12 protein-coding genes and 2 pseudogenes are annotated in these 13,394 nt (G+C 69.1%); 6 read left to right on the top strand and 8 right to left on the bottom strand.

Annotated features, from left to right (window positions below; all coding sequences use genetic code 11):
• Positions 1–2: 2 nt before the first annotated feature.
• Positions 3–1,325 carry an IS256 family transposase gene (locus tag EDD27_RS17160; RefSeq protein WP_421917287.1) on the bottom strand — a complete coding sequence of 441 codons (1,323 nt, stop codon included), beginning with the start codon at positions 1,323–1,325 and terminating at the stop codon, positions 3–5.
• A 1,048-nt stretch (positions 1,326–2,373) separates the two neighbouring features.
• Here EDD27_RS17160 and rox point away from each other — a divergent pair.
• The gene (gene rox, locus EDD27_RS17155) at positions 2,374–3,798 is read left to right on the top strand and encodes a rifampin monooxygenase (RefSeq protein ID WP_206642152.1); all 1,425 of its coding nucleotides are present in this window, start codon (positions 2,374–2,376) and stop codon (positions 3,796–3,798) included.
• Between the two features lie 509 nt (positions 3,799–4,307).
• Here the strand turns inward: rox and EDD27_RS17145 are convergent.
• Both EDD27_RS17145 and EDD27_RS58305 read right to left on the bottom strand, forming a co-directional pair.
• Positions 4,308–4,625 (bottom strand): hypothetical protein, encoded by a 318-nt coding sequence (locus EDD27_RS17145; protein ID WP_127933332.1) that lies wholly within the window; start codon positions 4,623–4,625, stop codon positions 4,308–4,310.
• A gap of 2 nt (positions 4,626–4,627) precedes the next feature.
• Positions 4,628–4,789: pseudogene (locus EDD27_RS58305) on the bottom strand (argininosuccinate synthase); the annotation flags it as partial.
• A 59-nt stretch (positions 4,790–4,848) separates the two neighbouring features.
• Between EDD27_RS58305 and EDD27_RS17140 the strand changes: the two are divergent.
• Positions 4,849–5,397 (top strand): GNAT family N-acetyltransferase, encoded by a 549-nt coding sequence (locus EDD27_RS17140; protein ID WP_127933331.1) that lies wholly within the window; start codon positions 4,849–4,851, stop codon positions 5,395–5,397.
• A gap of 50 nt (positions 5,398–5,447) precedes the next feature.
• Here EDD27_RS17140 and EDD27_RS17135 read toward each other — a convergent pair whose 3' ends face one another.
• The 4 genes and pseudogenes from EDD27_RS17135 to EDD27_RS17125 form a co-directional block, all read right to left on the bottom strand.
• Positions 5,448–6,041: a hypothetical protein gene (locus tag EDD27_RS17135; RefSeq protein WP_206641463.1), complete on the bottom strand. Its 594-nt coding sequence runs from the start codon at positions 6,039–6,041 to the stop codon at positions 5,448–5,450.
• A gap of 52 nt (positions 6,042–6,093) precedes the next feature.
• Positions 6,094–6,330: pseudogene (locus tag EDD27_RS58300) on the bottom strand (transposase); the annotation flags it as partial.
• Positions 6,331–6,441: 111 nt separating this feature from the next.
• Positions 6,442–7,056 (bottom strand): histidine phosphatase family protein, encoded by a 615-nt coding sequence (locus EDD27_RS17130; protein ID WP_127933330.1) that lies wholly within the window; start codon positions 7,054–7,056, stop codon positions 6,442–6,444.
• A gap of 262 nt (positions 7,057–7,318) precedes the next feature.
• The gene (locus EDD27_RS17125) at positions 7,319–8,563 is read right to left on the bottom strand and encodes a PEP/pyruvate-binding domain-containing protein (protein WP_127933329.1); all 1,245 of its coding nucleotides are present in this window, start codon (positions 8,561–8,563) and stop codon (positions 7,319–7,321) included.
• A 59-nt stretch (positions 8,564–8,622) separates the two neighbouring features.
• Here EDD27_RS17125 and EDD27_RS17120 point away from each other — a divergent pair, with 59 nt between their 5' ends.
• Positions 8,623–9,021 (top strand): DNA-binding protein, encoded by a 399-nt coding sequence (locus EDD27_RS17120; RefSeq protein WP_127933328.1) that lies wholly within the window; start codon positions 8,623–8,625, stop codon positions 9,019–9,021.
• Positions 9,018–9,653, top strand: a complete 636-nt coding sequence (locus EDD27_RS17115; RefSeq protein WP_127933327.1) for a transcriptional regulator — start codon at positions 9,018–9,020, stop codon at positions 9,651–9,653. Before EDD27_RS17120 ends, EDD27_RS17115 begins: the two co-directional genes overlap by 4 nt.
• Positions 9,654–10,070: 417 nt before the next feature.
• Here the strand turns inward: EDD27_RS17115 and EDD27_RS17110 are convergent, their stop codons facing one another.
• A complete protein-coding gene (locus tag EDD27_RS17110) occupies positions 10,071–10,922 on the bottom strand; it encodes an SDR family NAD(P)-dependent oxidoreductase (RefSeq protein ID WP_127933326.1) in 852 nt (283 codons plus the stop codon).
• Positions 10,923–11,158: 236 nt separating this feature from the next.
• On the opposite strand from EDD27_RS17110, the gene EDD27_RS17105 reads away from it, so the two are divergent.
• Both EDD27_RS17105 and EDD27_RS17100 read left to right on the top strand, forming a co-directional pair.
• Positions 11,159–12,100, top strand: a complete 942-nt coding sequence (locus EDD27_RS17105) for an RNA polymerase sigma-70 factor (protein ID WP_206641461.1) — start codon at positions 11,159–11,161, stop codon at positions 12,098–12,100.
• Between the two features lie 312 nt (positions 12,101–12,412).
• Positions 12,413–13,294 (top strand): helix-turn-helix transcriptional regulator, encoded by an 882-nt coding sequence (locus EDD27_RS17100; RefSeq protein WP_206642151.1) that lies wholly within the window; start codon positions 12,413–12,415, stop codon positions 13,292–13,294.
• Positions 13,295–13,394 lie beyond the last annotated feature (100 nt).

The raw sequence follows: 13,394 nt of genomic DNA, 5'->3' as shown, positions 1-13,394 counted from the left end.
CTTTACCTGATCCGTCCTGGATAGGCGAGGTCGAGTTCGTTGAGGGCTTCACGCCATCCCATGGTGCGCTGGCCTTCGATGAGGCGGGCGGGCTGGTCGGCGCGTTTGCCGGTCTTCTCCTTCCTGAGCGCGCGTTCGCGGGCGCGTTTGTCCTCGATGTTGATGATGGCCAGCCAGAGCAGTTTGATCACGGCGTCGTCGCCGGGGAAGTGCCCGCGGGCTTTGGTGACCTTGCGCAGCTGGTAGTTCAGGCTTTCGATGCCGTTGGTGGTGTAGAGCAGCTTGCGCACCGGGCCGGTGAAGGCGAAGAAGGGAGTGAAGCGGTCCCAGGCGCTCTCGAAAACGCGGACGGCTTGGGGGTATTTGCGGCCCCATTGGCCGTCGGCGAAGGCGGCCAGCGCGTCGAAGGCGGCTTCGGCGTTGGCCGCGGTGTAGATGGTGCGCAGTTCGGCGGCCACCGCGGCGGCATCCTTGCGGGCGACCGGGCGCAGTGCGTTGCGGATCAGATGGACGACGCAGGTCTGGACGGTGGTGTGCGGGAAGGCTTGGTGCACCGCGTCTTCGAAGCCGGCCAGGCCGTCGGTGCAGGCGATGAGGATGTCGCGCACGCCGTGGTTCTTCAGGTCGGTCATGACCGAGGCCCAAAACCGGGCGCCTTCGCCGGCGGTTGCGGCATCGAGCGGGGTCTTGGCCAGCCAGATGCCCAGCACGTGTTTTTCGCCGTCGGTGTCGATGCCGACCGCCAGATACGCGGGCTTGGCTTGCACGGTGTTGTTGTCGCGAACCTTGACCACGATCGCGTCCAGGAACACCACCGGGTAGACCGCCTCCAGCGGGCGTGACTGCCAGGCGCGGGCCTCGCTCAGCACCGCGTCGGTGATGTTGGAGATGGCCTCATGAGACAGTTCGGTGTCGTAGATCTGGCGCAGGTGGTGCTGGATGTCGCGCACGCTCATGCCGTGCGCGTACAGACTGATGATCATGTCGTCCAGGCCGCCGGAGACGCGCCCGGCCCGCTTGGGCACCAGCACCGGCTCGAAGCTGCCCTCCCGGTCCCGTGGCACGGCCAGCCGGACCGGCCCCACCCCGGTCTGCACGGTCTTGCCGATTTTGCCGTTGCGGGAGTTGCCCGAGCCATGGCCGGCCGGATCGTGCTTGCCATAGCCCAGATGCGCCGACAGTTCGGCCTCCAGCGCCCGCTCCAGCACCGCCTTGACCAGCTCGCCGAGCATCGAGCCCTGGCCGGTCAGCCGCAGCCCGCCCGCCCCGTCTCTCGAGCGCTCCAGCAGCAGGTCCAGCACCTCATCGCCGAGCAATTCCCGCAGCGGCACCTTCCCTTGGTGAAGGGGGGATTTTTCCCCGCCATGATGAGCAGCCCGTGCCAAGCCTCCCGCCCGTTCATGTTCCTGCGCGAAAGCAGTGGTCAGAGCCGATGTTCCTCGTGTGTTCGACATGATTGACGCTCCCCCGAAGCGTTAGATGATCTACCTTGATTCATCTACCCTTAGTGATCACTTCCACACTTAGAGTGATACCCCCACGAAACCGAGCGCTACAGAGCGTCACCGACATCGGCATTGATCGGCCCGTCCTGCCGATGAGCGCGCGACTGATCTTGTGGCGAGAGACCTGGGCAGCGACGTCTGGCGCCTTGTTGTTGTTATTCGGCCGTATAACAACAGTTAGGCGCCAGACGTTGGATCCCGCGGAGGACGCGGTCATGGTCGAGACCGCGGGGCAGGCCCAGGCGTGGAGGGCGGGGGCTGTGTCGCCGGTGACCCAATGGTCGGGCGGCAGGACCAGGCCGATCGGCGAGGGCCGTCGAGCGGTGCGGGATGCGGCGTATTGCTGCGCAGCGGCGCTGGCGTGGGCCACATCAGCGTGCACGTTGAGCGTCGAAGCGACCAGGGTGATGTGCAACAGGCGCAGGACGCGCGGTTGCACGGCGACCAGGTGCAGGTTCCGCCCGCCTCTTCCAGCCGGTCGCGGGTACGGATCAATTCCGCCACCCCGGATGCGCCCTGCAACCGCACGGGCCCGTTCGGAGTCCTGATCACGTGGCCGGGAAAGGATTGGACGGGGTGATGCTCGGGCTTGTAGCTTGCAGTTGACCGTGACACCGCCCGAGGAGGTGAGACCCATGAACGCTGTATCAATGTGGGTGCTCCTCCTTCCCATCACGGTCGGGCGATTGAGGTAGGTGTCGCCGGGAGCGCCTCGCCAACAAGGCACTCCCGAAGGGCAACACCTATGCACTCTCAGCAGGTCACCGCCGAGCCGCCGTCGAACGACAGGGTTGAGCGTGACTCCACGGTGGGCGACGTCCCCAGAGTTCTCTGGTCGCCGGCCTCCGGCGACGATCGCCCGCCCCTCATCTTCGATGTGATCATTGCCGGGTGCGGGCCGACCGGTGCGATGCTGGCCGCCGAACTGCGGCTGCACGATGTACGGGTACTCGTTCTGGAGAAGGAAACCGAGCCCGCGTCGGTCGTCCGCATAGTCGGTTTGCATATTCGCAGTCTCGAGCTGATGGCGATGCGCGGACTGCTGGATCGCATTCTCCAGCATGGAAGACAGCGTCCGGCCGGCGGTTTCTTCGCCGCCATCCCCAAACCCGCGCCCAAGGGCCTGGATTCCGCGTACGCCTACCTGCTGGGCATCCCGCAGCCGGTCATCGTTCATCTGCTCGAAGAACATGCGATCGAACTGGGTACGCAGGTCCGGCGCGGTTGCGCGGTCGCCGGTCTCGAGCAGGACGACGAGGGTGTGACCGTCGAGCTGGCCGACGGGCAACAGCTGCGTTCGCGCTACCTCGTCGGCTGTGACGGCGGGCGCAGTACGGTGCGCAAACTGCTCGGTGTCGGCTTCCCCGGCGAGCCCTCACGGACCGAGACGCTGATGGGCGAGATGGAAGTGGGCGTGCCGCAGGAGGAGATCGCCGCCAAGGTGACCGAAATCGGCGAGACCCATCAGCCATTCTGGCTCCGGCCCTTCGGCGAAGGGGTCTATAGCGTCGTAGTCCCCGCCGCGGGAGTCAGCGACCGCGCGGAACCGCCCACCCTCGAGGATTTCAAACAACAGTTGCGCACCATCGCCGGAACCGATTTCGGCGTGCACTCCCCGCGCTGGTTGTCCCGCTTCGGGGATGCCACCCGGCTTGCCGAACGTTATCGGGTCGGGCGGGTGCTGCTGGCCGGCGATGCGGCACACATCCATCCACCCACCGGCGGACAGGGCCTCAACCTGGGCGTTCAGGACGCATTCAACCTCGGCTGGAAACTGGCCGCACAGATCCGCGGCTGGGCGCCGGAAACACTGCTGGACACCTACCAGGCCGAACGTCATCCGGTCGCCGAGGACGTGCTGGACAACACCCGCGCCCAGATGGAACTGTCGTCCACCGAACCGGGCCCGCAGGCCGTGCGCAGGCTGCTCACCGAACTGATGGACTTCGACGAGGTGAACCGCTATCTGATCGAGAAGATCACCGCGATCGGCATCCGCTATGACTTCGGCGAAGGCCCCGACCTGCTCGGCCGCCGCCTGCGCGACATCGACGTGAAACAGGGCCACCTCTACGGTCTGCTGCATCGCGGCCGCGGCCTGCTGCTGGACCGCACCGAACGCCTGACCGCCGGCGGCTGGTCAGACCGGGTCGATTACCTCGCGGATCCCACTGCGGAACTGGATGTCCCGTGCGTCTTGCTACGCCCCGACGGCCACGTCGCCTGGATCGGCGACGATCAGCAGGACCTGGACGACCACCTCTCCCGCTGGTTCGGCAAGCCCGCCAACTGATTTCGCCTGAGCAACCGAAAGGCGCCCGTGAGAAGGATCGGAACGGCCAGTAGCGACTGACCATCGGAAGGCTGGAAGCAGCATCTGCCGTGGTGCTCTGGCGCCAGGGTCGGCCTGCTCGGAGCCGGAGACGTCGGTGCCTCCGCCCAGCTCAGGATCGACGCGCAGTCGCTGCTCATGGCGATCATCAACCACGAGTACCAGCACGACCGCTGGATCGGGAGGTTCGCACCCGCGACCTCGGCCACGCCCTGCCCGACGACCTCGTCTCCGATCGGATCATCACCATCGACGGATACCTGGTCGTATGCGGACGGAATCCCTGATCCCGTCTGTGCGCCGGTGACGATCATCCGGCTCACACCGCCTCCGCTCCGGCCAGACCACAGCCGCGACCTCGTCCGTTCCTGCCGCGGTAACGAGCTGCTCGCCCTAACCTCGCCGACGCCGTGCTCCGCGTCCTGCCTGACTCGGGCACCCACCGCCACACCGTCGACGTGGCCTACTGATCAGCGTGGGCGGCTGAGGGCGGCCTCGGCCAGATCCGTCCATTTCTCGGCCGAGGAGTGGGGCACGACCACCCAGTCCTTTATCGCCCTGCCCTGCCCCGAGGGGTCGAACAGGGACGCCCCGGCCAGCTGGAGCGCGGCTGTGTGTTCGGGGGTGTCCCTGACCAGCCGGAACACCATCGCGCCGTCGCGCTGCAGGCTCGCGAACACCTTCCCCGCCTGATCTTTGAGCGCGGGACTCCCCATCATCGTGGAGATCCGTACACCCAGGTCGGCCAGCTCGGCGCCGACCTGCTTGAAATCCTCTTCCGCGCTCATCGTCAGTCGGTCCCAAACTCCATGGCGGGGTGGTCGAGCAGCTCGTCGTGGTCGGGGCTCTTCCCGCGTGACGCGATCGCCTCGGCCCCGCCTTCCGGCAGAACGGCGATCAGGCTAGTCGTCCTGGCGGCACCGATCAAGGCCGGATGCGGGGTGCCGACCAGAGCGCCGGTCAGGATGGGCTTGGTTTGCCGCCGGACGCCCGGTCGGATAGGAAGCTTGCATGCTAAGAGGTAACAAGGTCGGGCTCAGGGCCCGGTACGAGGACGACATTCCGATCCTGCGGGCCGAGCTCTACGACGACGTGGTCAACTCCTCGCGGGCCGAAAGCCGGCCGTGGCGGCCGATCACACCCGGCTCGAAGGATCCGCGGCTCGTGGTGGACGACACGGAGCAAGGGCACGTGCCGTTCTCGGTCGTGGAGCTGGATGGCGGCACGCTGGTCGGCACCGCGACGCTGTGGGGGATCGACAACCATCACCGGTCCGCGCACATTGGGCTGGGGCTGCTGCCGTCGGCCCGCGGCAAGGGCTACGGCACCGACGTGGTCGCGGTGCTGTGCCACTACGGTTTCGTCGTGCGCGGCCTGCAGCGACTGCAGATCGAGACGCTGGCGGACAACGCCGCGATGTTGCGCTCCGCCGAGCGCAACGGCTTCGTCCGCGAGGGCGTGCTGCGCTCCTCGGCCTGGGTGATGGGCGAGTTCCTGGACGAGGTGCTGCTCGGGCTTCTCGTCCAGGAGTGGAAGCCTGCTTTGAAGGCCGACCTCTGATCTTCGTGTTGGGCTTGGTGGATATGCCGGCTGTGACTGGGTTTAGCTGGTCAGGTGGTGCGGCGCGGTTCGGTACCTGGAAGGTCGTCCGTGACCGGGCCTGGAGGGTTTGGGCACACGGGCAATCGGCGGCGTCTTGGTGCGCAGGTTCCGAAACCCCGCCGGACTCGGGCCGGGGTGAGTTCGGCCGCCTGCAGCGGCTTTTCCCAGGGGCGGCGTAGATCCTGGACCAGGCCGCGGGCGAGGCGGAGCCGGGTGTGGACGGCGAGGATGAGCAGGGTCCAGGTGGCGGCGGCGTGCGGGGCGCACAGGCCGGGGCTTGGTCCAGCCGAGGTGTGCTCCAGGTCGAATCTTCGCAGGAACGCCTGCCAGAGCCGGTCGACGTCGTGCTCGGTCGCGTCGGTGCCTGACCACGACAGCCACAGCGGCTTGGGGTCGCCGCCGGAGGGCAGGTGGTCGACCTGCAGCCGGATGGCCGTGCCCTCGATGAAGGGCAGGTCGCCGGGGAAGTCGTGCCAGGCGGCCCGGTGGGTCAGGATCGGGTGCAGCCGATCCCATGCCATCGCGGTCGCGCTGCCGTACCGGGTCGTGTCGGCGACCGTTGCGGTGTCGGGATCGCCCCAGGTAGTAGGGTCGCCGAACAAGAACTCGGCGCCATGCCTGGGCGGGCGACCCCCGTCGGGCGCGGAGCTGGTTGGCGGTGACGGCGGCGACGTTCGCGCCGGGCATCAGACGAACGGCGTCCAGCAGCGCGGTCCGCGAGGTACGGGCCCCCTCCAGCGCGGCGACGATGGAGAAAGGCCAGCCGGGGATCAGCTGATGCTTGGTCTTCGCGCTGCGACCGTAGGTGTGGCAGAAGGATCGGTCCGGGCTGGTGGCGGCGTCCGGCCGTAGCCAGGGACTGACGTCGGCGGCCAAGATTGGCGCTGCTGCCCTCGCGCTGGCCGCGGCCGCCGTCTTCGGCGCGCCGGCGTTTGTAGGCGCGCAGCGTGAGCCGGGCGGCCTCGGTGGCGGGCTGGCCCCTGGTGCCCGGAAGGAGCCACCTCACGGCCTCACGCTTTCGGGGAACCCGGTCCAGCGCAGGTCGGCCGGAAGGTGGCTCATGTCGTTGAACATCACGATCGCGGGCGGCAGGCCGGTGCGGTACTCGATGACCGTCAGCGCGGTGTTGGCGCTGTTCAGCCCGAGCCACCGGGACGGCGGCGCATCCAGCGCGTGCCGCATCAGCCACGCGATCGGGTAGGCGTGCGTCACCAGGACCTCGTGTGTGTCGGGACGGGTCCCTTCCGTGGTCGTGTCGGGGGCCTTCGCGAACCGGGCGACCAGAGCCTCGGCGAGCCTTTGGCCCGAGGCTGCCTCGGTGTCGTCGTAGCCGTCGAAGAAGCCGGCCCAGGACGGAGGTGTTTCGGCCGCGCTGGGGACGTAGGGCACGTGGTCGACGAGTTCGGCGGCCTCGGTCACGGGCACGTTCGGCAGATGCCGGGCGAGTTCGTGCGCGCTTGCCACGGCGCGCGGCAGCGGAGAGTGCCACACGGCGTCGACCGGTACGCCGGCGAGCCGTTCGCCCAGCAGGCCCGCCTGCCGGCGCCCGATGTCGGTGAGCTCCCCGAACGCGTCGGCCACGCCGTGGCGTGCCAGGTAGAGGTGTCGGGTTGCCATCAGCAGTTGGGGGGCGCGGTGCCCGTGCGGGACCGCTTCCCCCTCTCCTTTCGATCCGCAGGTGTGGGTTCGGCGGCGGGATGCTTGGGTGGGGCCGGCCGTTGGTCTGGCGGAGTCCGAGCAGACCGTGCGCGGCCGGGTGGCGCGATCGTCGTCGGCGAACGGGGCGGGGCGGGTGCCGTTGCGACTTGCCGACATTCTTGCTAGGTCGGCGGCGTGCGGCTTCTGGGAGTGACTCCCGGCCAGGGACGGAAGTGATCGGTCACGCGTTCGTCGCCGTGACGGTGCCGGTGGTGCCGTCGATGGTGATGAGGGTGTCGTCGTGGAGCCTGGTTGTCGCGTTCGGGATGCCGAGGACGGCGGGGATGGCGTGCTCGCGGGCGACGATCGCGGCGTGGGAGAGCACGCCTCCGGTTTCGGTGACGACGCCGGCGGCGATGCGCAGCAGCGGTGTCCAAGCGGGGTCGGTGAAGGGGCAGACGAGGATGTCGCCCGGGTGCACGCGCGCGAAGTCGCCCGGGCCCCGGACGATCCTCGCGGTGCCGGTCACGGTCCCGCGGCTGCCCGGTGTCCCGGTGAGTGTGGCCGGGGTGTGCGAGGCGCCGGAAGGCGATGGCGGCGGCGGGGGTGCGGCGGTCACCGGCCGTGCCTGCAGGACCCAGGTGCGGCCGTCAACGATCGCCCACTCGATGTCCTGCGGTCCGCCGAATACGGCGGCGATCTCCTTGCCCAGCTCGGCGAGCTGCGTGGCGGTCGCGTCGTCGATCGCCGGTCGGTCCCGGGCACGGGTGGGCACGTCGCTCATGACGAGCCGCTTGCCGCGCCGGTCAAGGCGGGTCCGTTTGTCCGCGACAGCGCGGGTGACCGCCCCGTCCGCGGCGACGCGGTAGGCGTCAGGAGTGACCGTGCCCCCGACGACGCTGGGTCCGAGGCCCCAGGACGCCTCGATCTCGGTCGCGTCTTTCGGGTCCGCGGGCGTGAACATGACCCCGGACACCTCGGCGTCCAGATGGCGTTGGACGATGACGGCCATCACAAGGTCGTCGGACGGCCGGTCGTCGCCGACGGCGGCACCCCGGTAGTGAACGGCACGTGGGGAGAACAGCGAGGCCCAGCAGGCACGTACGGCATCGGCGACCTCGCTGACCCCGTGCACGGCGAGAAAGCTCTCGTGCTGACCGGCCGCCGATGCCTGACCGGTGTCCTCGTTCGCCGCCGATGATCTCACCGCCACGGGCGGATCGCCGAGCTCGCCGAGTGCGCGTCCCAGCGCGTCGACCACGGTGGCGTGGACCGGGCGGGCCTCGATCGCCTGCCGCGCCGCGTCGAGATCGTCCGGCTCCCCGGCGAGCCGCCCGAGGTCCAGCTCGCGTACGGCGGCGAGGTAAGCGGCGAACGGGACGACGAAGCCATCAGGAACCGGCAGGCCCGCGCGCAGCAACGCGCCGAGCGCGGCGGCCTTGCCTCCGCAGGTGTCGGCGACAGCCTCCATGAGGGGTACGATCATCCGCCCTGCCTTTCAACAGATTGTTGACAACATTTTGTTGATTGTGCATCATGAGTCGCATGGCACGCAAGCAGGACATCACCGCTCACAGCGCGCACGCCGACCACGTCCAGGCCCAGCGTGAGCGGGACGCGCGTGAGCATCTTCTGGGCCTGGGCGCGGATGCGCTCGACGCCCGTCCGTGGCGACCCCCACCCGTCCCGCCGTCGGCGGTCGACCTTGTGCAGTTCGCCGTCTGGCGCAACGCCGACCTGGACCCGGAGGACATCCTGAGCGCGCTCGCCCTCCTGCCCGCCGCACGAGCCGAGGTCGAAGGACTCGAATCCGCTCTGCTGTTCATGGCCCGGAGCGCAGGTCTGACCTGGGCGCAGATGGCGCACGTGATGGGGTTCAACTCCCCGCAGGCGTGCCAGCAGCACTACACCCGCCTGACGGCACGACAGGACGCCGGCTCGTGACGCGCGACTCTCCGCCCGGCCTCCTGGTCCTGCACGCCGTTCGCATCACCGGGTTCGCGGACACCCCAGTGATCGCTCATCGGTACGGGCTCGACCCGGCCGAGACGAAAGAGCTGCTGCTCGACGCCGAGGCACGCGGCTGGGTCGAGCACACCGCCTTCGCCGGCACCGGAGGCTGGTCGCTGACCGAACGGGGCCGAGCCGAGAACGAGCGCCAGCTCGCGGCCGAGCTCGCACGCGTCGGCGGCGCCGACGAGGTCCACGACGTCTACCGCGAGTTCCTCCCGCTGAACGCCCTCCTGCTACGAGCCTGCACCGACTGGCAACTCCGGCCCACCGCCGGCGATCGGCTCGCCGTCAACGACCACTCCGATTACGCCTGGGACGCCCGAGTCCTCTTCGAGCTCGCCGGCATCGACCGCGCACTCACGCCACTCGCGGACCGGCTCAGGAGCGTCCTCACACGGTTCCGCGGATACGACACACGATTCACCACAGCCCTGGCGCGCGCCCGAGCCGGGGAGAGCACCTGGGTCGACCGCACCGACGTCGACTCCTGCCATCGTGTCTGGTTCGAGCTTCACGAAGACCTCATCGCCACGCTCGGCCTCGACCGGCACGCGGAAGCCTGACCCCACGCTCCGCCGCCTCCGCATCCACGATGGCCCTCCGTTCACCGAACACCGCCACCGGCCCCTCGGCGTGTGTCCGGGCCCGGCCGTGCACGAAGGTGCGGAACGGGCGCGTCAGCTGCCGCCCTGCTGGCCGTCTCGGTCGTCAGTCCACCACCGGCCAGGTCACCGCCAGCGGGTCCTCCAGGAACAGACCCTTGTACCGGACGGTGTCCGTTCGTTCCCAACCCCGAGACCCGCGCGTAGGCGACGGTGCCGCTCAATGGGTCCTCGTGGTGCCGTGGGGCAGGGGGCAGGGCGCCTGGAGGTATACGTCGGGAGGTTGTCCGGCGGGGTCTGGCCGACGACCTCTACGTTCTCGGACGCCGTGGCATCCAGCACTGACATCCTCCAGAAACCTCGCACCTCAGACCGGGGTCACCGATCTTCTTGATCGAGGTTGCCGTGGGCTTCCGCCGAAAGGTCCTGCCAGTCGGCCCAGGTCTTGAGCCGGTCGGCGTAAACCTGCTGGATCATCGGGTAGAAGCCCTGGCCGAAGAGCACCCGCAGGGGTGGGTTGTCGGAGTCGACGAGCTTGAGGAGTGCCTGGGCCGCGGCGGCCGGGTCGCCGGCGGGCTGCTTTCCGGCGACCGCGCCGAGGCGGCGGCGGAGGCCGTCGTAGGCCGGGTCGGTCTGGGCCATGTGGCCGTTGGCGAGCGGATCCGGGTTCTTGCCGGACCTGGTGGCGAAGCCGCCGGGCTCGATGATGGTCACCTTGACGCCGAAGTCGGCGACCTCGCCGGCGAGAGCTTCATTCAAGCCCTCGAGGGCCCACTTGGAGGCGTGGTATGCGCCGCCGAGCGGCATGGCGATGACCCCGGCCGCCGAGGACAGCTGGATGATGTGCCCCGAGCGCTGCTCACGCAGGTAGGGCAGCGCGGCCTGGATGACCCATACCGCACCGAACAGGTTGGTCTCCAGCTGGTCGCGCAGTTCCCGCTCGGTCAGCTCCTCGACCGCGCCGATCTGGGCGTAGCCGGCGTTGTTCACGATGACGTCGAGATGGCCGAAGTGCTCCTTGGCCCGCTTCACGCCCTCGAAGACGGCGGCCTTGTCGGCCACGTCCAGCTCAAGCGGGAGCACCGCGTCGCCATAGGTGGAAACCAGCTCATCAAGGCTTCCGGTGTTCCGGGCGGTCGCGGCCACCTTGTCACCGCGCGACAGGGCGGCCTCGACGAAGTTGCGGCCCAAGCCGCGCGACGAACCGGTGACGAACCAGACCTTGCTCATGATGTCTTCCCGTTCTTTCTGCGGTGGCGGATTTCCATGGTGGACACCACTGGTGGAGGCGTGTGCCTCGCCGATCGTTCGCGCGGCGTCCTGACGGCATGGAGACGCCGGCGACCCAACCCCTGTGACGGCGCGGCTGTGTGACATACACCACCGGCCGCGGGGTGTCACAAAGCGGTGGAGACTGGCGTCTTGTGCGTGTAGCACAGTCGAGAGCGAACAGGCGGGAGCCAGGCATGAGCGAGCGCAGCGAGCGGACAACGGACGCAGCGGAGCCGCCTGCTCGTGGCGCCCGCATGGACTCCGCCACCGAGGCGTTCGTCGCCCACCGCAACCTGCTGTTCACCGTCGCCTACGAGATGCTCGGCTCGGCCGCCGACGCCGAAGACGTCCTGCAGGAGACCTGGTTGCGGTGGGCGGGCGTCGACCTCGACACCGTGCTCGACCAGCGTGCCTACCTGGTCCGGATCACCACCCGCCAGGCGCTGGACCGGCTGCGCATGCTCGGCCGGCGCAAGGAGTCCTACGTCGGTCCCTGGCTGCCCGAGCCGCTGCTCACCGCGCCCGACGTGGCCGAGGACGTCGAGCTCGCCGAGAGTGTGTCGATGGCGTTGATGCTGGTCCTGGAGACGCTGTCGCCGACCGAGCGCGCCGTCTTCGTGCTGCGCGAGGTCTTCGATGTCGGCTACGACGAGATCGCGGCTGCCGTCGCCAAGAGCCCCGCGGCCGTCCGCCAGATCGCGCACCGCGCCCGCCGGCACGTCGATGCCCGCCGCCCTCGCGAGGTGGTCTCCCCGAGCCAGGCCCGGGCGGCTCTGGAGTCGTTCCAGCGCGCGCTCGAAACGAGGGACCTGCAGGGCCTGCTTGACGTGCTCGCCCCTGAGGTCGTCCTGGTGAGCGACGGCGGCGGCATCAAGCAGGCCGCGCCGCGGCCGATCATCGGTGCCGGCAAGGTGGTCCGCTTCATCGTCGGCGGCCTCGGCAAGGCCCAAGTCACGCTCACCAGCGAGCCCACCGTGGTCAACGGCAACCCGGCACTCCTCCTCCGCGTGGACGGCGAGCTCGACGGCGTCATTGCGATCCGTGTCGAGGACGCCCGCATCTCCGGCCTCTACTACGTCCGCAACCCTGAAAAGCTGACCCGCATCGAATCCGAGACCCCGCTCACCCTGCGATGAACACCGGTGGCGGAACAGCCGCGGCTGACCAGGCACCCCGTCTGGCATCACCCCCGGACGAGCCCCGGCAAGGGGCTCTGGAGCCCGCGGCCGGCGTAAGGGCTTCTCACGCTCCCGAGGTCGCCGACAAGCGGAAACAAACTCAGCCCGATCTCTTGCTGGGAGGTCATTCATGACGAGGAGTGTTGCCGACGAACTCGCCGTCCTGGAGCTGCCGGTCAAGCGGGGCACCAGGACCTTGACCCTTGTTCGGGGTACTGGCGTTACCTTCTTTGCTCCCGCCACCTTGCATACCCTGGGGTAATGGGCCAGATCGACCACCGTGCCGAGGTCCGCGAGTTCCTCAGCTCGCGGCGGGCGCGCATCACCCCCGAGCAGGCGGGACTACCCGCCTACGGAGGCAACCGCCGCGTCAAAGGACTGCGGCGGGAGGAGGTCGCGATGCTCGCCGGTGTCTCCATCGACTATTACGTCCGCATGGAGCGGGGGAACCTCGCCGGTGCCTCCGACAGCGTGCTGGACGCCCTGGCCGGGGCCCTGCGGTTGGACGAGGCCGAGCGGGAGCACCTGTTCTCGCTGGCCCGGGCCGTCAGCCCGGGTCCTCGCCGCCGCCGTACGCCGCCGGCCACTGTGCGGCCCGCGATCCAGCAGGTGCTCGACGCCATCACCGACGCACCGGCCTGGGTGCGCAACGGCCGCCACGACATCGTCGCCATGAACCGCCTCGCCCGCGCGCTCTACGCTCCCGTCCTGGCCGATCCTCGCCGCCCGGCGAACACCACCCGGTTCGTCTACCTCGACCCGGCCGCGCGGGAGTTCTTCGTCGACTGGGACCGGGTCGCCAATGACGCCGCCGCCATGCTGCGACTGGAGGCGGGTCGCGACCCGCACGACCGGGCGCTGATCGAGCTGGTCGGTGAGCTTTCGACGCAGAGCGAGGTCTTCCGGCAGCGCTGGGCCTCCCATGACGTGCAGTTTCACCGCAGCGGTCAGAAACGGCTGCGCCACCCGGTCGTCGGCCAGCTCGACCTGAACTTCGAATCGATGGAGCTGCCGTCTGAGCCCGGCCTGACCCTCATCGTCTACACCGCCACCCCCGGCAGCCCTGCCGCCGACGGACTCAAGATGCTCGCCAGCTGGGCGGCCACCCAGGACCTCGCCGAGGCGCAGCAGGCGTCCCCAGACCAGACGTGATCCGCGGGCCGGTGAACCCCGCTGGGGGGTTCTGCCATTACCTGTAACAGCAGGCCCTGCCGCGCGTCCGAGCATGCGCGTTGAATAGGGGTTGACCAGG

The organism is Nonomuraea polychroma (genome assembly GCF_004011505.1).
In the GTDB taxonomy this organism is placed as follows: domain Bacteria; phylum Actinomycetota; class Actinomycetes; order Streptosporangiales; family Streptosporangiaceae; genus Nonomuraea; species Nonomuraea polychroma.
This window is presented reverse-complemented; position numbering and strand designations above follow the sequence as displayed.